Below are 25,015 nucleotides of genomic sequence, written 5' to 3' on the forward strand. Positions count from 1 at the left end.
TAAGCCTTAATGTCTTCAATGAATTCACTTGAACTTGCCGCTGGCGTCAACCATTACCAGGCTGGGCGCTATGCCGCCGCTGCCGCGCATTTTCAGCGCGCTTTGGATGCCGCGCCGGAGCGCCCGGATATCGCCAACAACCTGGCCACGGCGCTCACCGCACTGGAGCGCTACCCGGAGGCCGAACAGGTCTGTCGATCCGCCTTGCGCGGTGACCCTCACCTGGTGGAAGCTCATAACAATTTGGGCCTGATTCTGCTGAATCTCCAGCGCCCGGAAGAAGCCATTGCCAGTTTTCGCACGGCGCTGAAGCTTCAGCCGCGCTTTGCCCCGGCCCATAATAACCTGGGCCATTGTCTGCAAAGCCTGGGACGCACGACAGAAGCCGCTGCCTGTTTTCGGCAGGCGTTGGCCCTCGATCCCAACGACTATCAGGCCCACAACAATCTCGGCATTACCTTATGGGGGCCGGAACAGGGCGCCGAGGCCGAAGCCTGCCATCGGCGGGCGATTGCCCTCAAACCGGATTTTGCGCCCGCCTACAACAATCTGGGCATTACGCTGATTCAAAGCGCACGGTTCGCCGAAGCGGAAGCCGCGCTGCGCCAGGCCATCGCCCTGGATCCCGGCTATGCCGAGGCGCACAACAGCCTGGCGCTGTTTCTGTTGCTTCAGGGCCGTTTGGAGGAAGGTTGGCGCGAGCATGAATGGCGCTGGCAGGCATCGTTCCTTTCCCCCTGGAAACGCAGTTTCTCGCAACCCCGCTGGACGGGTGAACCCTTGCAAGACAAAACGCTGCTTATTTACAGCGAGCAGGGACGGGGCGACATCATCCAGTTTGCGCGTTATGTTCCACTGGCCGCTGCGCTCGGCGCGCGCGTGATTTTTGAAGCGCCGCCCGAAATGCAGCGATTGCTCAATACCTTGGCCGGCCCGCACAGGCTCTACGCCAGTGGTGAACCCTGGCCAGCGTTTGACTTTCACATCCCTCTGATGAGTCTACCCGGTGTGTTGGGGACGACGCTCGATACGATCCCGGCAACCGCTCCCTATCTGACCCCCGAAGCGAAGCGTGTCGAATACTGGCGGCAGCATCTCAGCGCGGACGGCTTCAAGATCGGCATTTGCTGGCAGGGTTCGCTCATTCGTCCGGCCCCCCTGCGCAGTTCCCTGCCGCTGGCCGACTTTGCGCCACTGGCCCGGTTGCCGGGCGTTCGGCTGATCTCGTTGCAAAGCCACTATGGTCTTGAGCAACTGCAACAACTACCGCCCGATATGACGGTGGAAACACTGGGCACGCAGTTTGGCGCTGGCGATGATGCATTCATTGAAATCGCCGCCGTCATGGCTAACCTGGACCTGGTGATCACCATCGACACCGCCATTGCCCATCTGGCCGGAGCGCTGGGCCATCCGGTGTGGGTGGCGTTGAAATTTGTCGTTCCAGACTGGCGCTGGTTGCTGGAGCGGGAGGACAATCCCTGGTATCCCACCATGCGGCTGTTCCGTCCAGCGCATCACAACGAAGCAGGGCGAGCAGTCCTTGAACGGATCACGGCGCAACTGGCGCAGGCGCTGGCCGGTCAGGCCCCAGTGATCGCGCCAACGGCTCCATCCCGCCGCAGCCAGGATACCGTTTTGCTGTCGTTCAGCCGCCGGTTGACGACCCAGGGACGGCTGACGGAGGCTATCCCTTTATTGCAATCGATCATCGCCCACAACCCGGCGGATGCGGAAGCACAGAGGCTGTTGGCGAGCAGCTATTATCAGATCGGTCAACAGGATCAGGCGCGTTGCGCGTTTGAACGGCTGGTCGCGCTGTGCCCGGAAGATCCGAATGCCCGCAGCGACTGGGCGACGGCGCTGGCCGCAAGCAGGCAGTGGGCGGCGGCGGAGCGCGTTTTTCGCCAAGCGCTGGCGCGTCAGCCGGACGCCGTGGAGAGCCTGAGCAATCTGGGTATCGTGCTGCATCACCTCAATCGTCACGAGGAAGCGCTGGCAACGCTGGATCAGGCATTGCGCGTGAAACCGGATTTCACGCCAGCGCTCGCCAATCGCCTCACGGTCCTGCAACATTTGCAGCGCACTGCGGACGTGGAGGCGGCCCATCGGCAGTTGCTTTGTCTGCGTCCCGACGATCCCAATGTCCACAATGACTTGGGCGTATTCCTGAGCGATCAGGCCCGCTGGGTGGAAGCCGAAGCCTGTTATCGGCAGGCGATTGCGCTCGATCCCGGTTTCCTCCCTGCCCAGCGTAATTTGGGCGTTATCCTGCGCAAGCATCGCTTTTTCGCCGAATCGGAAGGGTGTTTCCGCCAGGTGGCAGCCTTGACCCCCAATTCGGCGCAAGCGCATCTCGACTTGGGGATTACTCTACACAATCTGGATCGTCTGGAGGAAGCCGAACGCTGTTACCGCGAGGCGCTGGCTCGCGATCCCGCTTGCCATGACGCGCATAACAATCTGGGCGTGCTGTTGCAGGAATGGCGGCGACTGGAAGAAGCGCGCCGCCATCTGGATCAAGCGCTGGCGCTACAGCCGGATCATGCGGACGCGCATTATAATTACGCCCTGTTTCATTTGATTCAGGGACGCTGGGCGCCAGGCTGGCCCCAGTATGAATGGCGCTGGAAAACAACATTTTTTGCCGACAAAGTGCGCACGTTCTCCCAGCCCCGTTGGAACGGCGAAGCGCGCGCTGGTCAAACGCTCCTGCTGTACGCCGAGCAGGGCCTAGGCGATGCGATCCAGTTTGTCCGCTATGCGTCTTTGGTTTTGCAAACGGGCGCCCAGGTGATCGTGGAAGCGCCCCGGTCGCTGGTGCGCCTGTTGCGCAGTTCGCCCTTTGCGGTGACTGTGGTAGCCCGAGGCGATGAGCTGCCGGCGTTCGACGCCCAAGCGCCGCTGATGAGCCTGCCAGCAATCTTTCAGACCACCGAAGCCACTATTCCGGTCACGATTCCCTATCTGCACGCGGAACCCGACCGGGTGGCGCGTTGGCGAACGTGCATCGGCAGTCACGGTTATCGCATCGGCATCGGCTGGCAGGGTTCCCCAGCCGGCTCCGTGGATCGAGGGCGCTCCATCCCACTGGCGGCGTTTGAACCGCTGGCGCGTCTGCCGGGCGTCCGGCTGATTTCCCTGCAAAAGCATCATGGCGTTGAGCAACTGGAACGGTTGCCAGCGGGCATGACCGTGGAAACCCTGGGTAACGGCTTCGACGCTGGCGAAGACGCTTTTCTCGACACTGCCGCAGTGATGGCCAGTCTGGACCTGGTGATCACCTCCGATACCGCCATTGCCCACCTGGCCGGCGCTTTGGGACGGCCCGTATGGGTGGCGCTAAAATTCGCGCCAGACTGGCGGTTTTTGCTGGATCGGGAGGACAGTCCCTGGTATCCCACCATGCGGTTGTTTCGCAAAATCGCCTGGAATGAACCCTGGACGGCGGTTATGGCGCGCATTGCTGCGCTCTTTACCGACGCCCAGGCGCATACGATCCGGGGCAATGCGCTGCTTCAACAAGGGCAGCGCCGTCTGGCCGAAGGGGCTTACCGTCAGGCGCTGGCGCTGCATCCTAACATGCAGGCGTTGATCAATCTGGCCAGTCTGCTGAGCGATCAGCTGCGCTTTGAAGAGGCCGAACGGTGGTTGCAACAGGCTGTGGCGGTTAACCCCGAGCACTTCGCCGCCTGGAGCAATCGGGGCAATGTGCTGCGTATGCTGGGGCAGTTGGAAGAGGCCGAACAGTGTTGCCAACGGGCGTTGGCCCTGCAACCGGATCATCCGGGGACGCTGAACGCTCTCGGCAGCGCTCTGCTCATGCAAGGCCGCCGGGCTGAGGCGGAAGCCGCCTTTCGCCGGGCGCTGGCCCTCCAGCCGGAAGACGCCGACGCGCATTTGAACTTGGCGCTTCTTCTCTTGCAAGCGGGGCGCTTCCAGGAAGGCTGGGCCGAATATGCCTGGCGCTGGCGCACCCAACGGCTCGCGGCTTTTATCCGGCAATTTCAGCAGCCGCTCTGGCGAGGTGAGTCGCTGGCTGGACAAACCCTGTTGCTGTACAGCGAACAGGGCTTGGGCGACGCCATTCAATTCGCCCGGTTTGTCCCGTGGCTAGCTGCGCAATGCCGGCAGGTCATTGTGCAGATTCCGGATCGGCTGAAACGCTTGCTGAGTTCGATGATCGTCCCAGAACCGGCGAAGGAATGTCTGGAGCACGCCATCGTCTGGATCGGCGCCCAGGAATCTCCGCCGGCTTTCGATCGGCATGCGCCGTTGATGGACATACCGCGTTTTTTGAAGATCCATGATGTGAAAGATATCCCGTGCGCTGTGCCCTATTTGCGCGCTGAAGAAGCGCGTATTCGCTATTGGCAAGCCCGCATCGGGGCCGAAGGGTTAAAGATCGGGATTTGTTGGCAGGGCAACCCCAACACGGTGATTGATCGGCAGGACCGTTCGATTCCCTTAGCGGCGTTTGCGCCCCTTGCCAAAATGCCGGGCGTGCGTTTGATTGCCTTGCAGAAACAGCATGGACTGGAACAATTGACGGCATGGCCCGCCGGGTTGCCGATTGAATTGCTGGGCGAAGACTTCGACGCCGGCCCAAACGCCTTTCTGGACGCCGCCGCCGTGATGATGAATCTGGATCTGGTGATCACCTGCGACACGGCGATTTCGCATGTCGCGGGGGCGCTGGCGCGGCCAGTCTGGATTCTTTTGCCGTTCTTTGCCGACTGGCGGCGGCTGATTGACCGGGAGGATTGCCCCTGGTATCCCACCGCGCGTCTGTTCCACAAGCGGCATTGGTCGGATGACTGGACGCCGGTCATGCGCCAGGTCGCCGATGCAGTGGCGGCTGCCATTGGGCAGCATTCTTGTCGAAATAGAAATCGTATCCGGTTCAAAACGCCGAATATTCGGAGGCTCGATCCTGATGGGATGCGCTCCGCAACCTGAAACGCAGCGACGTGGGTCGTCAATCCGATCATGAACAGAGCATTACCTTGGCGCGATCTTTTGACGCCCGACTTTCTGCAACGTTATCCGCTAATCGTTGACTTGCTGGTTTTCGTCGCTGGCGCGTTGCTGGCGCTGGCTTTTGCGCCGTTCGATTTCTGGCCGCTGGCTATTCTGCTGCCGGTTGTGCTGCTGTGGAGCTGGGATCACGCCACGCCACGTCAGGCCGCGCTGCGCGGCGGGCTGTTCGGACTAGGACTGTTCGGCTTTGGCATCTACTGGATCTACATCAGTCTGCATGATTACGGCAATGCTCCCGCCCCATTCGCAGTGCTGGCCACCTTCCTGGTCATTTTGCTAATGGCGCTCTATCCAGCACTCACTGGTTGGTTACTGGCGCGCTGGGGACCACCGCCGGGTCCATTGCGCTGGGTGCTGGCGTTCCCGGCGCTGTGGACTTTGCTGGACTGGATGCGCAGTTGGCTGTTTACCGGCTTTCCCTGGCTGGCGTTGGGCTACAGTCAGATCGATGCGCCGCTGGGTCAATTCGCGCCCTGCGTCGGCGTATTTGGCGTCGGCTGGTTGGTGCTGCTGAGCGCCGGACTGTTGCGGACCTTGCTGCATGGCCAGAGCCAGCGGTGGGCGCAGTTGAGCGGACTGGGATTGCTGGCGGTCTTATGGCTCAGCGCCTGGGGACTGGGGCACATTCACTGGGTCACGCCCACCGGCTCGCCACTACAGATCGCTATTATTCAGGGCAATATTGCTCAGGATCAGAAATGGCGACCGGACGTTCTCGATACAACCCTGTACCATTATATTCAGCTCAGTCTGCCTGAACATGAGCGCAGTCAGGTCATTATCTGGCCGGAAACAGCGATTCCGGCGTTTTATGAACAGGTACGCCCTTTCATAGACGCCCTGGCTGCACGGGCGAGAAAAGATCGGGTTGATTATGTGACGGGCATTCCCACCGGTTCCTGGGAAACCGGGATTTTTCGCAACAGCGTCGCCCATATCGGCTCAACAGTGGATTTTTATCACAAGCGACGCCTGTTGCCATTCGGCGAATATTTGCCATTACGCAGCTTTTTCCTGTTCTTCCGCGACTGGGTAGATATCCCGATGGCGGATTTTACCGCGGGCGACCACGACCAGCCGTTATTACAAGTCGCAGGCCAGCCTGTGGGCGTCTCTATCTGCTTTGAAGCGGTTTTCGGCAGCGAAATCCGCAAGTCGCTGCCTGGCGCGACCTGGTTAATTAATGTCAGCAACGATGCCTGGTTCAAGGATTCCACCGCCCCGCACCAGCATCTGCAAATCGCCCGGATGCGCGCATTAGAAGTTGGACGCTACATGGCGCGCAGCACTAATACCGGCATCTCCGCCATTCTCGACGAGCAGGGGCAAATCGTCGTCAAAGGCGCCTCGTTCCAGGCCGAAGTCATTCGTGGCGAGGTACAACCCTTAAGCGGGTTGACGCCTTATGCGCGCTGGGGGGATTCACCTACCATGATTTTGGTGATAGCCTTACTTTTAATCAGCTTGTTCCTTGCCCAACGTAAACTCGCCACGGCATGATTGAACGTTACCCACTCTTTCTGTCTCGCAGCAGCTTTTATTCACCACGTCTGCTGGCCAGCCGGGGAGTGTCTTTTGTTGGCTGGCAATCCTGGTGCTGGATCTGGAGCGGCTCCAGCAGCCTGTTGACCATTCTTCTGCTACTGGGCGCTTGCACTACAGTCCCGCAGCCGCGCAATGTCAGCAACGCCTGCGCCATTTTTACTGAATACGGCGACTGGTACCCCGATGCCAAAGCCGCCAGCCGACGTTGGGGGGCGCCATTGCCGGTTTTGTTAGCGATTATCCACCAGGAATCTACTTTCCGCTCCGACGCTCGTCCACCACCACGCACCTGGTACTTCGGCTTCATTCCCGGTCCACGCCCTACAACCGCTTACGGTTACAGTCAAGCGCTGGATAGCACCTGGGGCGACTATATCGCAGCGACCGGCAATCATAACGCCGACCGAGACAAATTCGACGATGCGGTGGATTTCGTGGGCTGGTATATTCATCAAACTTTTAAGCGCAACCACGTTGCCAAACATGATGCTTATCACCAGTATCTCGCCTATCATGAAGGCCACGGTGGTTTTGCCAGGGGCAGCTATCGGAAAAAACCCTGGTTGATCAAACGGGCGCACGAAGCCCGCCAGTTGGCGGATCGCTATCGCGCCCAACTGGCTCGTTGCGAACCTCAGTTAGCTGGCCAGCAATCGAGTCGGTGGTTGTTTTGAGTTTCGCGTAACCCATAAAAAAACCGCCAGCAAATCCGGCTGGCGGTCAAAAACAAAATATTGAGCTTAAATACGCTTCACTAGGAAAATTAGCTCAAGCCACCCAAAGTAAACAATTTTTCACGCCCTGGGTAAATCAGGAAAATTGATCGCTCAATCAAGGTTTATACTTATAGCAGTTCCAGGCATCAGGAACGGAAACAGGGAGTTATTCCCGCATTTGTCCGGTTCCATCTGGAAGAACAATATCTTATGGTTCATCAGTCACCCGCAAAAAGCGTATTCCCCCGCACCCCAGACAAGGACCGATAGCAGCCGGCGCATGATACGCCACACATTCGCCACACTGTTCGCACTGCAAAGTGCCCGGCCCGGTAATTTCACCAGAATGGTAATACTCCTCCTCGACCCGTTCATAAGGCGTTTCGAACTCCAATAAATCCAGGCGTGACTGATCCACGCCGCGCTGGAAAAAATCCAGTAGCCGGTCTTCCAACAATTCCAGATCGAAACGCAACCAGGCGCGCAGATCGCGTCCCGTAGTGGTCAGATAGTGACCTGCATCCCCCAAATCCCGCTTCAGATACCCACCGATCAGCTGTGCTTCCTCGCGAGTCAGTTCACCGACCTCCACAGCTTTTTCCGCTGCATGTTCGATACTAGCGCTCAACCGGGGCAAAGCTGCTTTCTCGGCTTGCTCCAGTTCCTCCAGCCGATTTTTCACCCGCTCCATCATTTGCCGGTAGGCTCGCACCAGCAGCGAACTGTTCGATACATCGTTCATGAGTGATCTCCATTGCCACGATCAGGGCGGCGCTTAGATAACGGCGTTGCTTCGTGAATAGCAGTTGTCATCGCATTCAAATACACTAGACACAAGATAATATAGAGACTTCAGGTAATACCCTTGCTTCTTAAAGCCCATCATATTCCCAATCTTATTACCGGTCTGCGCATCCTGTTGGTGGCCCCATTCCTGTGGTCGCTGCTGCAAGAACAGTATGGTGTGGCCTTGTTGCTATTTATCATCGCCGGCGTCTCCGATGCCCTGGATGGCTTTCTGGCCAAATATTTTGGCTGGACCAGCGAGTTGGGCGGCCTGCTTGATCCCATCGCCGACAAGCTTTTGTTGATGGGAGCGATCCTGTCCCTGGGTTGGTTGAATGAACTCCCCTACTGGCTCGTGGCGCTGGTCATCTTGCGCGATCTCATCATCATCGGCGGCGCGATCAGTTACCATTTTCTGATCGAGCGCTTTACGGCTACTCCCTTGATGATCAGCAAGTTTAATACCTTGCTGCAATTAATCCTGGTCTGCGCGGCGATTGTTCATTATGGCATGGCCCTCTTACCGTCATGGTTGCTGATCGCGTTGATTTATCTGACGGCGCTGACCACGATTTGGAGCGGGGCAGCTTATGTCTGGCGATGGAGCGCACGCGCCCGCAACCGGGAGCAATAACCCATCAATAACGGCTCTACCTCGGCAATTATGAACCCTTGAGTAATTCATAGGTCGCCTGATAGGCATCCGCTACTGCAGTCATGTAAGCTTCGTTGAGCTGGTTCGGCTCCAAACCCAGGTTATCGAGAGAATCCCAGTCACAGCGTTCATAGGCCAGAGTACAGGCCAAAATGCGCCCTAGCGGTCCTTCGTGATACAGCAGCGCCTTATTGATCTCATCATCCAATGGCAGCGCAGCCAGAATCGCCTCCAGCGGCATTTGAGTCATGGCGTCCAGCACCGACAGCAATCCGACCGTAAACCCGGAATCCTTTTGCTTGATTTTCAACAGATCCGCCAGCAATTCGCACATCTTGGCCCGCTCCAGAGCAACGGTAATCAGATCGCTGCGATGATTTTCGATGTTCGAGAGTGAAATCAACGTAACCCAGGAGCGAATATTTCTCAGCCCCAGCATCACCACTGCGCGCTGGATCGAGTCGATGCGTTTGGGCAGATTGAAGTAGGCGGAATTGATGTAGCGCAACAACTTGTAGGTCAGGGAAACATCTTGGCTGATCAACGCCTCGACCTTTTTGATTTCAATGTCGGGATCATGCAACTTGCTGATCAGTTGCAACACCGCTAATTGATTGGTGGGAACGCTCTGGAACTTGAGCAACTTGGGCTGGGAGAAGTGATAACCTTGCAGGTAGTCAAACTTGAGAGTCTGACAAAGCTCCTGGATCGATTGCGTTTCGATGCGCTCCGCCATCAGCGCGATTTTCTTGTGCTGACGCAAACGTGGAACCAGGCGGCGCACCTCCTTCTCGGGCGTAGTCAGCATGTCGATCTTGACGTAATCGGCGATTTCCAGCAGCGCCTGATAAGCTTCATTCTCTATGTAGTCATCGAGAACGAAGCAGCACCCCTGCGCGCGCAACTCACGCAGTATTTGTAGCAACGGCTCATCGACCACAATATCGGCGACGATCTCGAAGACCAATTGCGGCATTGCAAAACCCTGCAAATGGCCATCCATGATGAAATCGCGGGCAACATTGATAAATGCTTTGTGCTTGCCCACGATGCGCTCCAGACCGACTTCGGTAACCGTGTTCAGCACGATTTGCGATGTGGCGATTTCCGCATCAAGAAACTGGGCAGTGGTATCCGTCTCCCTGTTTCGGTAAAACAACTCGTAACCTTCGATTTCAAGGTTGCGGTTATAGATAGGTTGACGGGCAAAATAAATTTCCTTCACGAACGCACCTCTGGCAGGACAGCGCGGGGGTCTGATAAGGACCGGATACGATATATTAGCAGCATTCGAAGCCGCGCTTGATGTTGAAACGGGCTACGCTCCGAAAATTCAAATCCTGGAACCGAATGATGCATTAAAAGGACTGACAACATATGCAACGAGAATCGCAAACCCGCTTCTGGCTGATGATGGGCGTCATCGCCATTGGCCTGCTGTATCTGCTGTCACCGGTGTTGACGCCGTTTCTGTTCGCCACCCTGCTCGCCTATCTGGGCGATCCCCTGATTGACCGACTCGAAGCGCGCAAAATTCCCCGATCCTGGGCAGTGGCGCTGGTCTTTGGTGTGATCCTGTTTGGTTTGTTGTTATTGTTATTGTTTCTGATCCCCATGTTGACCCATCAATTCAAAGGACTGATTCAACGATTGCCTGGTCATATCGACTGGTTTCAAACGCACGTTTTGCCTTGGTTGCAGACCCATTTGGGCGTGGAGCCGGAATCGCTCAGCTTGCGTAGCCTGCAAACCAAACTGGTTGCTCTCGCCCAAAACATCGGCGACGTGGCTGGGAGCGTGTTGGAATCGTTCCAAGCTTCGTCTACTGCGCTTTTTACCTGGCTTGCCGATTTGATCCTGGTGCCGGTGGTAACCTTCTATTTGCTGCGCGACTGGGATTTGCTGGTTGCCAAAGTCCGTGAGTTACTTCCCCGGCGCATTGAGCCGGTGGTCAGTCATCTGGCCAGGGAATCCGATGAGGTGATCGGGGCGTTTCTGCGCGGTCAGGTCATCGTCATGGCAGCCTTGGGGGTGATCTACTCGGTCGGGCTGGCGGTGATTGGCCTGGATTTTTCGCTACTGATCGGAATGCTGGCCGGCTTGGTCAGCTTCGTACCCTATCTGGGCTTAATTACTGGCATTGTGGTGGCCAGCATCGCGGCGCTCATGCAATTTCACAGCGTGCTTAGTCTCATCCCTGTGATGATCGTTTTTGGTCTTGGCCAATTGATTAGCGATTTCTTCCTGACTCCGAAGCTGGTGGGCGACCGAATTGGTCTCCATCCAGTCGCAGTATTGTTCGCAGTGCTGGCCGGTGGTCATTTGTTCGGATTCTTCGGTATTCTGCTGGCGCTTCCCGTGGCGGCGGTCATTGCAGTGCTGTTGCACCATGCCCACGATGAATATCTTAAGAGTGTGTTTTACACCGATTGAGCGATGGCAGAACGGGTTGACGAAGCATAACTGACATGACGCTATTGAAAAAATATCCATGAATCAAAGATGGCTCAAGACAATCCGGGTTGTGGTTTCACTAGCGTTTCTGGCGTTGACCACGTTGTTGTTCATCGATTTTGATCGGTTCGGCGAAACACCCGCCGCTACGATAGCGATCTATCCGCAATTCGTCCCCTCGCTTCTGAACTTCACAGAAACTGTCAGCTGGGCGGCGACCGGGTTTCTACTGGTGCTCGGGATCACTCTGCTCTTTGGCCGGGTTTATTGCTCAATGATCTGTCCACTCGGCGCGCTGCAAGACCTTTTCATTCGCATCGCCGACAAACTGCGCAAGCCGCGCCGGGTCAAATTCCGTTACCAGAAACCCCGCCCTGCCCTGCACTACGGTATTTTGGCGCTGACTATTGCCCTGTTCCTGAGCGGCAATGTTCTGGCCTTGAGCTTGCTGGACCCGTTCAGCAATTTCGGGCGAATCGCCAGTGATCTACTGCGCCCGCTTTATGTAGCCGCGCACAATGGTTTTGGGCAATTGCTGGAAAGTTTCGGCGTCTATGGACCCTTTCCCCTGCATTGGAAAGCGCCCGCGCTGGCGACGCTGATTTTTCCAATACTGTTTCTCATCGGACTGGCCTGGCTGAGCGCTTTCAAGGGTCGACTATTTTGTAATACGCTCTGTCCGGTAGGCGCGCTGTTGGGACTGATCTCGCGGTTCGCCGTCTTCAAAATCCAGATACCCAAAACCGCCTGCACCCTCTGCGCCCACTGTTCCATTCACTGCAAGGCGGGTTGCATCCATTTGAAGACCCAGGAAGTGGATTTCAGTCGCTGCGTGGCTTGCTTCAACTGCATCCCGGTTTGTGACGCGCATGGCATCGGCTATGCGCGGACGCGAGCGCTGGGAACAACCCGTGAAGAAACGCCAAATCTGGCGCGACGCGCGTTGCTGCGCGGGGCCACAGTGACGATAGCCGGTCTAACCGGTCTGTCAGGATCAAGCAACGGGGAGGCCAAGCCGCATAACCGGGTTCCCAGCACGGTGGTTAATGCGCGAACCTGCCCGATAGCGCCGCCCGGCGCTGGTGATATTGCCCGGTTCAACGATTTATGCACCGCCTGCCATTTGTGCGTCAGCGTCTGTCCCTACGGCGTATTGCAACCGGCCCTGCTGGACTATGGCCTGTCCGGTTTACTGCAACCGCATTTGGACTTCACCACCGGTTATTGCAGCTATGAGTGCAACCGGTGTGGCGACATCTGTCCGACCGGCGCCATCCAGCCGTTAACGCTACCCAACAAGAAAACCGTACAACTCGGCATTGCCCACTTTATCCGTGATAACTGCATTGTCTACACCGACCACACTGCATGCGGCGCTTGCGATGAGTATTGCCCCACGAACGCCATTGAGATGGTTCCTTACCGCAATGGCCTGACCATTCCCGAGGTGCGCGAATCCGTTTGCATTGGTTGCGGGGCCTGTGAAAACGCCTGTCCGGTGCGTCCATACCGGGCGATCTACGTGGAAGGGCATCCCGTCCATCAGCAGGCGGAGCTGCTGCAAGCCAAGCCGCTGGAACATCAGATAAAAAGCGGATTTCCGTTTTAACGCAGTGGTTAGCCCCGTTAAGCGGCTTCCAGATGCGCAATCCGCAGCTGTAACCGGCGTTGCCCTTGCCACTCATTGACATCCAGTTGGTAGGCGACGCGCACCCGCTCCGTTCCGGGGGAAAAAGCGGCTACCTGGTTAAAGGCGACAGCTTCCAGTCTGAAGCTGTCGCCTGGCAGGCGCAAAAACAGTTTTAAGTGTTTCTCCTTCATCACCTGATGAGACAGCACCTCGAACACTCCGTCGAACAGAGGTTCGGGAAAACCCTGACCCCAGGGACCGCCCTCGCGCAAGAGTTCAGCGATTTCCAGATTAAATTCGTCTGGCGCTAACTCGCCATCGCTGAGCAACCGGCCATGCAGATCATCGTCGCTGAGCCACTGACGGGTCTCTGCGTCAAACGCCTGGTTGAACACGTCGAAGCGCTCCAGCGCCAGCGTCAATCCCGCCGCCATGGCGTGACCGCCGAAATGACTGATTAGTCCCGGATTTCGCGTCGCGACTGCCGCCAGCGCATCGCGCAGATGCATGCCTGCCACTGAACGCCCCGAACCTTTGATTTTACCGTCCCGATCCGTCGCAAATACGATGACTGGACGATTCAGCCGTTCTTTCAGGCGACCGGCGATGATCCCAACCACGCCTTGATGCCATTCGGGATCGAACAAGCACAAACCGAAAGGTAATTGCTCCGCTTGCGGCGCAAGCCGGTCAATCCGCGCCAACGCCTGGGTTTCCATTTCAGCGGTTAATACACCCCGTTGCCGGTTGATTTCGTGCAACCGGCAAGCAATAGCGCGGGCGGCATCCAGATCGTCACTCAACAAGCATTCGATGCCCTGACTCATGTCCTCCAGGCGACCGGCGGCATTCAACCGGGGACCGAGATAGAAACCGATGTCGCCCGCGTTCAGTCGGAGCCTTGGGCGATTCGTGACCTCACACAAGGCTGTGATGCCGGGAACGCAATACCCTTGGCGAATGCGGCGCAGCCCCTGCTCCACCAGAATCCGGTTGTGGTGATCCAGCCGCACCACGTCCGCCACGGTGCCAAACGCGACCAGATCGAGAAACTGGGCGAGATTCGGTTCGGCTAAATGGCGTTCAGCGAACCAGCCGGCCTCGCGCAATCGCGCCCGCAACGCCATCATCACATAGAAAATAACGCCCACGCCGGCGATATTTTTGCTGGGGAATTGATCGCCTGGTTGATTCGGATTAACAATCACCTCGGCGAGTGGCAACTCTGGACCCGGCGAGTGATGATCAGTAATCAGCACCTTCATGCCGAGCGCGTGCGCGGCCTTGACGCCCTCGTGGCTGGAAATTCCGTTGTCGACCGTGACCAGCAAATCAGGCTGTTCCTTGGCGGCGATTGCGACAATCTCCGGCGTCAGGCCATAGCCATGTTCAAAGCGGTTCGGAACGCGATAACCGACCCAGGCAGCGCCCATCACCCGCAAAGCGCGCACTGCCAAAGCGCAACTGGTCGCGCCATCCGCGTCGAAATCGGCAATAATCAGAATACGCCAGCGCTCGCGCAAGGCCGTGTACAGCAAGTCGACCGCCTGCGTCATGTTCAACAGCCCGGCGGGCGGCGTCAGCAATCGCAATTCCCGTTGCAGTTCGTGGGGGAAACGCACCTCGCGGGCAGCGTAAATGCGCTGTAGCAAGGGAGGAACCGGCAGATCGTTGCACGGTTCACAAATACGACGGACAATGGATTTATGCATAGGGACCGATCGGATCGTTCAATTCTTAAGCGTTTAAGTCCGCATGATTTTAACCTGGAGAAAGATAATGTCATTTTTTTCCTGCTCAAACTTTCCTAAAGCGCCGGTGATGCGACTGTTATCGAGTGAACTCGTTCGATGGTTTACCCTGTGCGGCCTGATCACGATGGGCTGTTTGGCCGTGGCCAATCCCCGCTTGGCCGCAAGCCTCTCTGCGCCATTCGCCAATGGTCAAGCCTGCGGCGGCGATTGGAGCATCGCGCTGCGCTTCGATGATCTGTATGACGTCACCGCGGGTCATGGAATCCTGGTTGCAGTCGGCGCTTCCGGGACGATTCAAACCAGCCTTGACCAGGGCGCAACCTGGACACGCCACTATAACGATGTGAGTAACAGAGCCTGGTTCGAAGGCGTGGCCTGGAACGGCAGTCTGTTCGTCGCGGTGGGCAACACCATTGTGACCAGCCCGGATGGCGTAACCTGGACCTCCCGCGATACCGCTGACGCCGGTTATCCACTGCTTCGCGATATTCTCTGGACAGGAACGCAATTCGTGGCTGTAGGCAACACGCATGACAGCGCTGGCAATATAGCGCTGATGCTGACCAGTCCGGATGGCGTGACCTGGCAACGCAGCGATATCGGCGCGGTTGACTATTTCGTCGAGAGAATCGCCTGGAGCGGCGACCGGTTGGTCGTCACCGGGAATGACTATCAGACCAGCACGGTGATCCTTACCAGCACCGATGGCGTGACGTGGAATCATCGTTCCCTGAACACCCTCATGGTGATCGAAAACCTTGTTTGGGGCAATGATCAGTTCGTCGCGGTTGGAACCAATTACGAGGATAACCAGTATTCGATCCTGACCAGCGTCGATGGCGCAACCTGGATGCCCCGCCGGTCGGATGGCCCTGCATACGGCGTAACCTGGGACAATAACCGGTTTGTCGCGACGGCTTATAACCGTATGCTGACCAGCGTCGATGGCGTGGTTTGGACTAGCTCCAATGTGAATGTTTACAATACCTTGTCTAGCGTAGCCTGGACAGGTCAGCAGTGGGTGAGCGTCGGCGTCGGTGGAACCATCCTGACCAGCGCTAATGCGAGGGATTGGACGCGCCGCGATTCCGCAATTGTCAAGGGCGGTTTGGAGGGGATTACGTCAAACGGTCAGCAATTCGTCGCCGTTGGCTTCAATGGAACGCTGATCACCAGTTCGACGGGTTTAAACTGGACGCCACGTGATGCCGGCGGTTTGAATGGGTTGTTTGACGTCGCCTGGGGCAACAACCAGTTTGTAGCGGTGGGCTACGGTCAGAATGTGTTGACCAGTCCCAATGGCGTGACCTGGACCCCCCACACACTTGACGGATCCTCTTATTATCTTAAAGGGATCGTCTGGAGCGGCAGTCAGTTTGCGGCAATCGGGTATGAATATGTCAATGGCGGCAACGCCAAGGGTGTGGTTTTCACCAGCCCCGATGGCGTCGCCTGGACCCGCCGTAATGTGAATGCCGCTGGTCTGCTTGAAAGCGTTGCCTGGAGCGGCAACCGATTCATCGCGGTGGGCCATAATGAAGATCAACCGCCAACGCCGTTATTACTGACCAGCGCTGACGGCGTGACCTGGAGCTTTTCCTCCACGACGGACTTCTCCGAACTGTATGATATTGTCTGGGGCAATCATCTGTTTGTCGCCGTCGGCTCCAACCGTTCAAACTCCGACTTTTCAATCCTGACCAGCGCTGATGGCGTAACCTGGACGCCCCGTCAATCCGGGGGTTCCGTTAACGGAATCACTTGGGACGGCAGCCAATTCGTAGCGGTAGGCTATGGCGCTGTGCTTACGAGTCCCGATGGCATCGCCTGGACCCGTCAGGACACGGTGAATGCTTTTCTAAACGAGGTTGCCGCAAGCGACAATCAACGGGTAGCGGTCGGCAGCATCATTCTGCATAGCGATTGCAGTGGCGGCGACGATCCCGCTACCACACTGATCACCCATTATTACGTCTCCATTCTGCGCCGGGAACCCGACGCGGGCGGATTGGCTTATTGGCAACAGGAGATCGCTGACAAGCAGGCGCAGGGATTGGATGTCAAGCCAGTGTTTCGGGACATGGCGGCTTTTTTCTTCTTCAGCCCCGAATATCTTGACCGAAACACCCCGGATGAAGAGTTCATCACCAATCTGTACCTCACCTTTTTCCAGCGCGAACCGGATGACGGCGGGATGAGCTTCTGGTTGAACCAGTTGGCCATGGGCGTCTCGCGGAACAGTGTAATGGCTGATTTTCTCTATTCGCCGGAATTCACCCATTTCATGGAAGGGTTGGGTTTCTGACGAGTAGGAGAATGCATCATGTCTCGACCTGCTGAACAGTTCATTACTCCGGCTGAATACCTGGAACGGGAACGCGAGGCTGATAGCCGCAGCGAATATCTCAATGGCCGCATCTACGCAATGAGCGGCGCCAGCCTCAGGCACAACCGGATCGTAGCCGGTCTGGCCGTTGCCCTGGGTGTTCAACTCAGACGCAAGCCTTGTGAGCCGTTTTTTGGCGATATGCGGGTCAAGATCAATCCCACGGGCCTGTATACCTATCCCGATGTCGTGGTGGTCTGCGGCGAGCCGCAGCTAGAGGATCAGCATTTCGACACGCTGCTGAATCCTGCAGTGATTATTGAAGTTTTGTCGGCGAGCACCGAAGCCTATGACCGAGGCGAAAAATTTGCGCATTACCGCGCGCTGGGATCGCTGACAGATTATCTGCTGGTCGCCCAGGACAAACCGCGTATCGAACACTATTGCCGACAAGCGAATGGACAATGGTTGTATTCCGCTAGTGAAGGCTTGGAAGCGCATATTGAGATCGCCACAATTGGCTGCGCATTGCCATTCGCCGAAATCTATGAGCGCGTAGAATTTTCGGATTCATAGCGGTCGAGTCTGCGACAAACTCCCGTTAAATCCAGTATCATCCGCTGACTTGCACAGTACCAAAAGGAGACGGCGTGCTCGATCTGATCAAGGCTGGCGGTTGGCTGATGGCGCCGATTCTGGCTTGCTCATTCGCAGCGACCCTCATTATTTTCGAACGCCTGCTGGCGTTGCGTCGGGCGCGGGTGTTACCGGAACGGCTACTGGTCATGCTGCACCGCTGGGCCGAACCCGGCGCAGTTAGCCCACTGGACCTCAAGATGCTGCCGCTCAATTCCCCCCTGGGCCGGATCGTAGCGACTGGGTTAGCAAATCGTCACCGTGGACGCGAGGCGCTTCGCGAGCGAATCGAAGATGTCGGTCGCCATGTTGTGCATGAACTGGAGCGCTTCCTCAACACCTTGGGCACTATCGCCGCGATCAGCCCTTTGCTGGGTCTGCTTGGGACGGTCGTGGGCATGATCAAGATTTTTCAGATCGTTTCGACCCAGGGCAACAGCAATTTCAGCCTGCTGTCGATCGGCATTGCCGAAGCATTGGTGACTACCGCTGCGGGGCTTACCGTGGCGATTCCCAGTTTGCTGTTTTATCGTTACTTTCAAGGCCGGGTCGATGAGCTAGTGGTGCAGATGGAGCAGGAAACCCTGGAATTGATTGACCTGCTTGACCATCCATCGCCCAGTGAGCCAATGATCGAATCTTTTACTCCCCTCTCTCCCGAGAACATGGATGAATCTGCGCCCCCGTCGCCGTGAGGATCCAGAACTCAATCTGGTGCCAATGATTGACGTAGTACTTGTGTTGCTGATCTTTTTCATGATCGCCACCAGCCTGCGGCATGAATCGGAACTGGAAATTCGCCTGCCCGAGGCTTCGGGGCAACCGATGCCGGGAGATATCGCGCCATTGGAAGTCAGCATCGACGCTGAAGGCCGTTACTCCATTCATGGCGTTCAGGGACAATTGCTGGACTCGACGACCGCCCACGAAGCATTAAGGGAAGCCCTCCGACAAGCCGCCAAGGGACAGCCTTTGCCGTTGATCATCAGCGCCGATGGCCGGACGCCGCATCAAGCGGTCGTGACGGTGCTGGATATCGCCGGGCAACTGGGGCTAAGACGGGTGGCTATCGCTACAACGAATGCGCCGGAACAGGCTCCTCTGCCTCCTCCGGCGTCAGCGCCTTTATCCTCGTCCCCGGATCGTTGAACATGAGCTGGCTGGATCGTTACGGCTATTCCCTCAATCTGGTCGCGGTCCTGCTCTGGCCGCTCAGTCTATTGTTCAGCGCCGTGGTTCGGGTGCGCCGCAAGTTTTATCAATGGGGTCTATTGCAAAGCGAAGCGATTGCAGCGCCGGTCATCATTGTGGGCAATATCAGCGTCGGTGGCACGGGCAAGACGCCACTGACCGCGCGGCTAGTGGAGGTGTTGCGGGATGCTGGCTATAAACCCGGCGTCGTCAGCCGGGGTTATGGCGGCCAATCCAAACAATGGCCACGCCATGTTACCGCCGACAGCAATCCGCGCGAAGTCGGCGATGAACCGATCCTGCTGGCGCAACGCTGCGACTGCCCCGTGGTCGTCGGGCCGGATCGAGTCGCTGCAGCGCAGACCTTGACCTCGGCTTACCACTGTAATGTGGTCATCAGCGATGACGGCTTGCAACATTACCGGTTGCAGCGCGACATCGAGATTGCGGTCATTGACGGATCACGCCGGTTGGGCAATGGCGCCTGTTTGCCCGCCGGTCCATTGCGCGAACCGCCCTCCCGATTACGCACTGTGGATTTCATCATCGGCAACGGCGCGGCGCGCGATGGCGAATATTTGATGAGCCTGCGCGGCGACACGGCGTTAAATCTGCTGGACCCCTATATCACGATTGCGTTGCCCGGTTTTCGCGGAAGCGTGGTGCATGGAATCGCGGGCATTGGCAACCCCAAGCGCTTTTTCAATTACTTGCGTCATGCCCGCTTGCGATTGATCGAGCATCCCTTCCCCGATCACCACCTGTTTCGGCCAGAAGATCTGCGATTTCCACAGGATTTCCCTGTGCTAATGACTGAAAAGGATGCGATAAAATGTCGGTCGTTCGCCAACGACGATTGGTGGTATGTGCCGGTCAGCGCGCGACTGGACCCGGAATTCGAGGAACAGTTGCTTAGACGGCTGGCAATGATTGCCATGGCTAAGGGGATACACCGTGAAAAAATGGAGCGCAACCGCAAAGCAGTCCCTGCCAAATCTGGCGTTTCCTAATCATAACGAGGTCACAAAATGGATAAAAAACTGTTAGATATTCTGGTGTGTCCGGTCAGCAAAGCGCCGCTGACCTACGACCGGAACCGGCAAGAACTGGTTTGCGCGGAAAGCCGACTGGCCTATCCGGTGCGCGATGGCATTCCGGTGATGCTGGAAGCCGAGGCGCGGCGTTTGGCTGATGATGAAGCGATTCCCGGTGAGTGAGAACATCCCCAGATTCCGGGTGGCGATTCCGGCTCGCTATGCTTCAACCCGGCTGCCGGGCAAACCGCTGCGCTTGATCGCCAGGCGGACGCTGATCGAGCATGTTTACCGTCGGGCGCTGGCCAGCGGGGCTTTGGAGGTCGTGGTGGCTACGGACGACGTGCACATTCAGCAGACCGCCGAAGGCTTTGGCGCGACGGTGTGCATGACCTCACCCAACCATCCCTCCGGCACCGACCGGTTGGCGGAAGTCGCCGCGCGGTTGAACTGGCCGGATGACGCGATCATTGTCAACGTCCAGGGCGACGAGCCGCAAATACCGTCGGCGCTGATTCAACAAGTCGCGGCGGGACTTGAATCGCATCCCGATGCTGGCATCGCGACGGTGTGTGCGCGCATTGATGATCCAGCGGAGTTGTTCGATCCCAATGTGGTCAAAGTGGTTCGGGACTCACAGGATTACGCCCTCTATTTCAGCCGGGCGCCGATTCCCTGGCATCGCGAAGGATTCGGCGTCAACCAGGAACCCTTAAACCGGTTACCGGAGAACGGCGCCTGGTTTCGGCACATCGGCCTGTACGCCTATCGGGTGGCGGTGCTAACCCGCTATCCGCGCCTGTCGCCCGCGATGGCCGAACAGGCGGAATCGCTGGAGCAGTTGCGCGCGCTGTGGCATGGCATTCGTATCCATGTAGCCGAAGCGGTGGAGATTCCCCCACCCGGCGTGGATACTGAAATCGATCTGGCGCGCGTAGCGGCGCAATGGGCATCCTCAAGCGAATAAGTCAAACGAAGTCAGTTCCGGCAAGTCGGGATTGAGCCGTTCGCGACGCAAGTTGAGCAGGGGAACAGTATGGGTTTTGGGCAGATGATCGCCTGCGTCGCCATACTGGTTGGCGTGAATGACCTTTCGGTGGTCCTGGTCACGCAGCACCAAGGCTGGCTCATCGACCAGGATTTCAATAACCTGGCAGGAAATGCCTTGATAGGTCAGAGTTTGGCCAAGCAGGGTTTTCAGTTTATCAGGATTAATCGGCGGCATAACAGGTAGCAATCAGCGCGATGGGTTCCACAATCGTACAAGCGATCCGGGCGATGTTTGTTTCCTCACAACGGTCGGATGAGACGAAGGCGAAAGCAATGGTTAAGGTGTTGTTTGTGTGCATGGGCAATATTTGCCGCTCCCCAATGGCCGAAGGCGTGTTTCGGCGTATGTTGGAAGGCGTCGGTCTCCATGAAAAAGTCTATGTCGATTCAGCCGGCACCCATTCCTACCATATCGGTGGGCCGCCCGACCCCCGTAGCCAGGCGACAGCTCAGCGTCGTGGGGTCGATTTGCGGAGTTTACGCGCCCGCCGAGTGACCCCTGCTGATTTTGCCGAATTTGATTACGTGCTGGCCATGGATCGGGATAATTACGAAAATCTGGTGGAGTTGTGCCAAAATGCGGAATTGCAACAGCGCATTCAGTTATTTCTGGATTTTGCCCCAGACCTGCCCGAGCGGGAAGTCCCCGATCCTTATTATGGCGGTCCAACCGGTTTTGAGCGCGTCATGGATTTGGTCGAAGAGGCGGCTCAGGGCTTGTTGATCCACATCCGTGAACGCCATCGGCTTTGAGTCTGGCCCCCCTTTGTTAAGGGGGACTGGAATGGATACATCAGGGCTTAGCATCGTTTCCTGGAGATACTGGGGGCGATTCAATCGACGGGGAAGGCTCCACCGATTCAATCATGGATTCGCTGAGAAGAGCGGGTTCAGTTGCCGGAATCCTTTTTTCTACCTCTTCGTCGGCGGCTGCTTCCGACGCAGCGGACGACTCGTTGACCGGAGCTTCTTCCGATACAACGGTTTCCGCCTCTACCTCTGCCGCCAAAACCACGGTCTCCCCAACCTCTGACCCAAATGCCGCCGACGTTGGCGCTGCATTATCCGTTTCAGGGATTATCTCTTCCAGTACAAGCGGAGCCTGGACCGCTTCCATATCCACGGCAATCGCCGTTTCTGCTTTGGCAAAAGCCGGTTCGACCGGCACCGGAGGACCGCTGACCGAATCGCTGACCGAACTAGTTGATTCCATGTAGGGCGCTTCAGCCTGACCTACCGGTTGAGCTGGCGCTTCCCGCGCAGAATCATTCACTGCTTTCGACGCTTCTTGCGACTTTTCTTTCACCTCTTCCTCAGCTGTTGGATATTCCAGACGGGTAAGAGGCGGCATCGGCAACTCGTCATTAAGCGCAGCCGATGCATCCGCCGCTTTGGTAGCCGCCTGTGCGGCAAGCACCTCCCGAGGCAGGCGCGGACGTCCGCTGCGGATACGTCGCTGTGGCCCGGCGGATTTCCCGGTCATAGTCGGCGTAACTGCCTCACTGACTGCGGTCGAGTCACTCTCTGATTCAACCCCGGCGCCCGATTCCAGGGTGATCTCGGCGTTGGCGGGCGGCGCATCGGCAGGCGCTTCGCTGCGCTTCCGCCGCCGCCCACCCCGCCGCCCTCGACGGTTCCGCCCGGAGGTTTCCTCTTCACCTTCGGCGATGACCACCGATTCTTCGAGTTCCGGGATGGGCGTTACCACTGATTCACCCAGCTCGTTGGGTTCCAACGGCGCTTCGCCGCTCGGTGGCGACATCAGGATAGGCGTCGCTTCATCAGTAGCTGTGACCGACGCAAAGGTTGTCCTGGCCTGTAGCGCCTCAGCGCCTGGTTCTGCCTCGCCGCGCCGTCCAGGGCGTTCCCGGCGCGGCCGCTCGGGTTTGGCTGTAGCCGGCTTGACGCCGGACCGTCCAGACCGCTCGTCCCTGGAAGACGCTGGCTGCGGTTGTCCAAAGAGATTACCCCATAGCCAACGGAAAAAACTGGCGTTAACTTCCGGCTTGGGTCCTGGCGATGGCGGCAACGGCGCCGGGCTGGCTGGCGCAACACCCTTGACTGCCGGTTCCTCAATCGTCTCTCGCAAGGCTGCGTTGACCTGCGCCTCGTACTGTTCCTCGTAATCTTCGGCCAGGGTGTACGATAACCGTTGCGCTTCCGACAGTTCTTCAATGCGCAACCGACTTAATTTGAAATGCGGCGTCTCCAGCGACTCATTGGGGATCAGCAAAATGCCGACTCGATGGCGCTGCTCAAAAGCGCGGATCGCTTCACGTTTTTCATTGAGCAGGAAGGTGGCGACCTTGACCGGCAGCTGTGCAACGACCCGGCCGGTCTTGTCCTTCATGGCTTCTTCCTGAATCAGTCGCAATACGCTCAGCGCCAGCGATTCGATATTGCGGATCGTCCCCCGGCCTTCGCAACGCGGGCAGATGACGTGACTGGCCTCATCCAGCGAGGGCCGCAAGCGCTGCCGCGACATTTCCAGCAGACCGAACCGGGAGATACGACCCACCTGCACCCGGGCGCGATCCACTTTCAACGCATCGCGCAACCGATTCTCGACTTCCCGCTGGTTGCGAGCAGCGTTCATGTCGATGAAGTCGATGACGATCAATCCGCCCAAATCTCGCAAGCGCATTTGACGCGCGATTTCATCGGCGGCTTCCACATTGGTGGTCAGCGCGGTTTCTTCAATGTCGCTGCCCTTGGTGGCACGCGCCGAGTTGATGTCGATGGATACCAGCGCTTCCGTGTAATCGATAACCACGCTGCCGCCAGAAGGTAGAGTGACCTCGCGTTGATAGGCGGTTTCGATCTGCGATTCGATTTGAAAGCGGGAAAACAGGGGCACATTATCCTGATACAGCTTGAGCTTGCTCAGGTTATGCGGCATCACCTGTTGCATGAATTCCTGCGCCTGACGATAGACCGCCGGACTGTCCATCAGGATTTCCCCAATGTCGGCGCGCAGGTAATCGCGGAGCGCACGGATGATAATGTTGCTTTCCTGATAGATCAGGAAGGGCGCCTTTTTTTGCGAGGAGGCGGTTTCAATAGCCCGCCATAAATTCAGCAAGTAATCCAGGTCCCACTGCAATTCTTCCTGAGAGCGGCCCACGCCGGCGGTGCGCACGATCAGGCCCATGCCTTCAGGAATGTCGAGGCTGCTCATGATCTCGCGGATTTCCTGGCGATCCTCGCCTTCGATGCGCCGCGACACTCCACCCGCCCGTGGGTTATTGGGCATCAACACCAGATAGCGGCCCGCCAGACTGATGAAGGTGGTCAGCGCCGCGCCTTTGTTGCCGCGCTCTTCTTTTTCCACCTGAATCACGACTTCCTGGCCTTCGCGGATCGCTTCGCGGATGCTGGGGCGATTGCTGTCAGCGTGGGGGTCGAAATTGCTGCGATTGATTTCCTTGAAGGGCAGAAAACCATGCCGCTCGGCACCATAATCGACGAATGCCGCTTCCAGTCCGGGTTCGACGCGGGTGATGCGTCCTTTATAGATGTTGGATTTTTTCTGTTCCCGCGAGGGCGTTTCGATGTCGAGGTCGAATAATTTCTGACCATCAACGAGCGCTACCCGCAACTCTTCCTGCTGAGTCGCGTTAATCAGCATACGTTTCATAAAGTTGAGATTCCTTGCGCTCAACCATCACCGGAGGCAACGCGGTTGTCGCCGAGGCGTGTCTGGGGTGGGAGATAGCCTGGGGAATCAAGGTTCCCAACAAGGGGCCGTCCCCAATACGCCAAAGGTCGTTGCCCGTCGGCTGGGAGCGCGGTCAAGAGCCGCTCGGGTTGAAAAGGGGTTGAGCGGCGGGAAAACCCTTTGAAAACCACCGCTCGCCGGGCAAAATGGCGCGCAGGCGTGAAAACCGATATCGTGTATTGTTCCAGTTTCGCCGACCTTTCGGGTCATTGGCGACAACCTTGGCAACTATAACAGTCTGATGAACGCGCTTCAAATAATGCCTGCTTCTGCATCGCCCGGTGGGGTGCGCCGTCTGGAAATCACTCCAGAACACGCTGGTCAGCGCTTCGATAATTTTCTGCTCCGCGAATTGAAGGGTGCACCCAAGTTTGCCGCTGGGCGACGGGAGATTGCCGTCAGCGCTCCGCTGGAGACTGAGCTTTATATCCTGCAAATGCCGTGTTACGTGAAATTTTGACTTTTGCTTTTTTTTGTACA

Annotated in this window: 20 protein-coding genes; 15 read left to right on the forward strand and 5 right to left on the reverse strand. The window is 57.5% G+C overall.

All coding sequences use genetic code 11. From position 1 onward, the window contains the following. The first annotated feature begins 18 nt into the window (after positions 1–18). From H6973_20210 to H6973_20220, 3 genes are read left to right on the forward strand one after another with little or no spacing between them, the layout of a single operon-like run. Positions 19–4,959, forward strand: coding sequence for a tetratricopeptide repeat protein (locus H6973_20210; protein ID MCP5127843.1), 4,941 nt, complete (start codon positions 19–21; stop codon positions 4,957–4,959). Positions 4,960–4,989: 30 nt separating this feature from the next. Next, positions 4,990–6,540, forward strand: coding sequence for an apolipoprotein N-acyltransferase (lnt, locus tag H6973_20215; GenBank protein ID MCP5127844.1), 1,551 nt, complete (start codon positions 4,990–4,992; stop codon positions 6,538–6,540). Continuing rightward, positions 6,537–7,259 carry a transglycosylase SLT domain-containing protein gene (locus tag H6973_20220; GenBank protein ID MCP5127845.1) on the forward strand — a complete coding sequence of 241 codons (723 nt, stop codon included), beginning with the start codon at positions 6,537–6,539 and terminating at the stop codon, positions 7,257–7,259. Before lnt ends, H6973_20220 begins: the two co-directional genes overlap by 4 nt. Positions 7,260–7,509: 250 nt before the next feature. On the opposite strand, the gene H6973_20225 is transcribed toward H6973_20220, so the two are convergent. Continuing rightward, positions 7,510–8,043, reverse strand: a complete 534-nt coding sequence (locus H6973_20225) for a zinc ribbon-containing protein (protein MCP5127846.1) — start codon at positions 8,041–8,043, stop codon at positions 7,510–7,512. Positions 8,044–8,166: 123 nt separating this feature from the next. On the opposite strand from H6973_20225, the gene H6973_20230 reads away from it, so the two are divergent. Next, positions 8,167–8,721 carry a CDP-alcohol phosphatidyltransferase family protein gene (locus tag H6973_20230; GenBank protein ID MCP5127847.1) on the forward strand — a complete coding sequence of 185 codons (555 nt, stop codon included), beginning with the start codon at positions 8,167–8,169 and terminating at the stop codon, positions 8,719–8,721. Positions 8,722–8,749: 28 nt separating this feature from the next. On the opposite strand, the gene H6973_20235 is transcribed toward H6973_20230, so the two are convergent. Next, entirely contained in the window at positions 8,750–9,967 is a 1,218-nt protein-coding gene (locus H6973_20235; protein MCP5127848.1) for an HDOD domain-containing protein, read from the reverse strand. 152 nt (positions 9,968–10,119) lie between these two features. On the opposite strand from H6973_20235, the gene H6973_20240 reads away from it, so the two are divergent. Continuing rightward, the gene (locus tag H6973_20240; GenBank protein MCP5127849.1) at positions 10,120–11,175 is read left to right on the forward strand and encodes an AI-2E family transporter; all 1,056 of its coding nucleotides are present in this window, start codon (positions 10,120–10,122) and stop codon (positions 11,173–11,175) included. Positions 11,176–11,233: 58 nt separating this feature from the next. Continuing rightward, entirely contained in the window at positions 11,234–12,805 is a 1,572-nt protein-coding gene (locus H6973_20245) for a 4Fe-4S binding protein (protein MCP5127850.1), read from the forward strand. A 17-nt stretch (positions 12,806–12,822) separates the two neighbouring features. Here H6973_20245 and recJ read toward each other — a convergent pair whose 3' ends face one another. Continuing rightward, positions 12,823–14,538 (reverse strand): single-stranded-DNA-specific exonuclease RecJ, encoded by a 1,716-nt coding sequence (gene recJ / locus H6973_20250; GenBank protein MCP5127851.1) that lies wholly within the window; start codon positions 14,536–14,538, stop codon positions 12,823–12,825. Between the two features lie 67 nt (positions 14,539–14,605). On the opposite strand from recJ, the gene H6973_20255 reads away from it, so the two are divergent. From H6973_20255 to kdsB, 7 genes are all read left to right on the forward strand, one after another. Then, a complete protein-coding gene (locus H6973_20255; GenBank protein ID MCP5127852.1) occupies positions 14,606–16,885 on the forward strand; it encodes a DUF4214 domain-containing protein in 2,280 nt (759 codons plus the stop codon). An 18-nt stretch (positions 16,886–16,903) separates the two neighbouring features. Beyond that, complete coding sequence (locus tag H6973_20260; protein ID MCP5127853.1) at positions 16,904–17,482, forward strand: Uma2 family endonuclease; 579 nt, start codon at positions 16,904–16,906, stop codon at positions 17,480–17,482. Between the two features lie 74 nt (positions 17,483–17,556). Continuing rightward, positions 17,557–18,237: a MotA/TolQ/ExbB proton channel family protein gene (locus tag H6973_20265; GenBank protein MCP5127854.1), complete on the forward strand. Its 681-nt coding sequence runs from the start codon at positions 17,557–17,559 to the stop codon at positions 18,235–18,237. Next, positions 18,212–18,691: a biopolymer transporter ExbD gene (locus H6973_20270; GenBank protein MCP5127855.1), complete on the forward strand. Its 480-nt coding sequence runs from the start codon at positions 18,212–18,214 to the stop codon at positions 18,689–18,691. The genes H6973_20265 and H6973_20270 overlap by 26 nt, the downstream gene beginning before the upstream one ends. 2 nt (positions 18,692–18,693) lie before the next feature. Further along, on the forward strand, positions 18,694–19,743 hold the full coding sequence (locus H6973_20275; protein ID MCP5127856.1) for a tetraacyldisaccharide 4'-kinase: 1,050 nt from the start codon (positions 18,694–18,696) through the stop codon (positions 19,741–19,743). A gap of 18 nt (positions 19,744–19,761) precedes the next feature. Continuing rightward, positions 19,762–19,950, forward strand: coding sequence for a Trm112 family protein (locus H6973_20280; protein MCP5127857.1), 189 nt, complete (start codon positions 19,762–19,764; stop codon positions 19,948–19,950). Continuing rightward, positions 19,928–20,734, forward strand: coding sequence for a 3-deoxy-manno-octulosonate cytidylyltransferase (gene kdsB, locus H6973_20285; protein ID MCP5127858.1), 807 nt, complete (start codon positions 19,928–19,930; stop codon positions 20,732–20,734). Before H6973_20280 ends, kdsB begins: the two co-directional genes overlap by 23 nt. Here kdsB and H6973_20290 read toward each other — a convergent pair. Then, on the reverse strand, positions 20,723–20,992 hold the full coding sequence (locus H6973_20290; GenBank protein MCP5127859.1) for a hypothetical protein: 270 nt from the start codon (positions 20,990–20,992) through the stop codon (positions 20,723–20,725). The two genes, kdsB and H6973_20290, sit on opposite strands and share 12 nt — an antisense overlap. 53 nt (positions 20,993–21,045) lie before the next feature. On the opposite strand from H6973_20290, the gene H6973_20295 reads away from it, so the two are divergent. Next, entirely contained in the window at positions 21,046–21,570 is a 525-nt protein-coding gene (locus H6973_20295; protein MCP5127860.1) for a low molecular weight phosphotyrosine protein phosphatase, read from the forward strand. A gap of 40 nt (positions 21,571–21,610) precedes the next feature. Here H6973_20295 and H6973_20300 read toward each other — a convergent pair whose 3' ends face one another. Further along, a complete protein-coding gene (locus H6973_20300) occupies positions 21,611–24,445 on the reverse strand; it encodes an Rne/Rng family ribonuclease (protein ID MCP5127861.1) in 2,835 nt (944 codons plus the stop codon). 349 nt (positions 24,446–24,794) lie between these two features. On the opposite strand from H6973_20300, the gene H6973_20305 reads away from it, so the two are divergent. Beyond that, the gene (locus tag H6973_20305; protein ID MCP5127862.1) at positions 24,795–24,995 is read left to right on the forward strand and encodes a hypothetical protein; all 201 of its coding nucleotides are present in this window, start codon (positions 24,795–24,797) and stop codon (positions 24,993–24,995) included. Positions 24,996–25,015: the final 20 nt, after the last annotated feature.

The sequence above is a fragment of the Gammaproteobacteria bacterium genome, from assembly GCA_024235095.1.
Classification (GTDB): domain Bacteria; phylum Pseudomonadota; class Gammaproteobacteria; order Competibacterales; family Competibacteraceae; genus UBA2383.

Coding starts and splice junctions, on each gene's coding strand:
- H6973_20210 (MCP5127843.1), top strand. CDS start 19: ATGAATTCACTTGAACTTGCCGCTGGCGTCAACCATTACCAGGCTGGG.
- lnt (MCP5127844.1), top strand. CDS start 4,990: ATGAACAGAGCATTACCTTGGCGCGATCTTTTGACGCCCGACTTTCTG.
- H6973_20220 (MCP5127845.1), top strand. CDS start 6,537: ATGATTGAACGTTACCCACTCTTTCTGTCTCGCAGCAGCTTTTATTCA.
- H6973_20225 (MCP5127846.1), bottom strand. CDS start 8,043: ATGAACGATGTATCGAACAGTTCGCTGCTGGTGCGAGCCTACCGGCAA.
- H6973_20240 (MCP5127849.1), top strand. CDS start 10,120: ATGCAACGAGAATCGCAAACCCGCTTCTGGCTGATGATGGGCGTCATC.
- H6973_20245 (MCP5127850.1), top strand. CDS start 11,234: ATGAATCAAAGATGGCTCAAGACAATCCGGGTTGTGGTTTCACTAGCG.
- recJ (MCP5127851.1), bottom strand. CDS start 14,538: ATGCATAAATCCATTGTCCGTCGTATTTGTGAACCGTGCAACGATCTG.
- H6973_20255 (MCP5127852.1), top strand. CDS start 14,606: ATGTCATTTTTTTCCTGCTCAAACTTTCCTAAAGCGCCGGTGATGCGA.
- H6973_20260 (MCP5127853.1), top strand. CDS start 16,904: ATGTCTCGACCTGCTGAACAGTTCATTACTCCGGCTGAATACCTGGAA.
- H6973_20270 (MCP5127855.1), top strand. CDS start 18,212: ATGAATCTGCGCCCCCGTCGCCGTGAGGATCCAGAACTCAATCTGGTG.
- H6973_20275 (MCP5127856.1), top strand. CDS start 18,694: ATGAGCTGGCTGGATCGTTACGGCTATTCCCTCAATCTGGTCGCGGTC.
- H6973_20280 (MCP5127857.1), top strand. CDS start 19,762: ATGGATAAAAAACTGTTAGATATTCTGGTGTGTCCGGTCAGCAAAGCG.
- kdsB (MCP5127858.1), top strand. CDS start 19,928: ATGAAGCGATTCCCGGTGAGTGAGAACATCCCCAGATTCCGGGTGGCG.
- H6973_20290 (MCP5127859.1), bottom strand. CDS start 20,992: ATGCCGCCGATTAATCCTGATAAACTGAAAACCCTGCTTGGCCAAACT.
- H6973_20295 (MCP5127860.1), top strand. CDS start 21,046: ATGTTTGTTTCCTCACAACGGTCGGATGAGACGAAGGCGAAAGCAATG.
- H6973_20300 (MCP5127861.1), bottom strand. CDS start 24,445: ATGCTGATTAACGCGACTCAGCAGGAAGAGTTGCGGGTAGCGCTCGTT.
- H6973_20305 (MCP5127862.1), top strand. CDS start 24,795: ATGCCTGCTTCTGCATCGCCCGGTGGGGTGCGCCGTCTGGAAATCACT.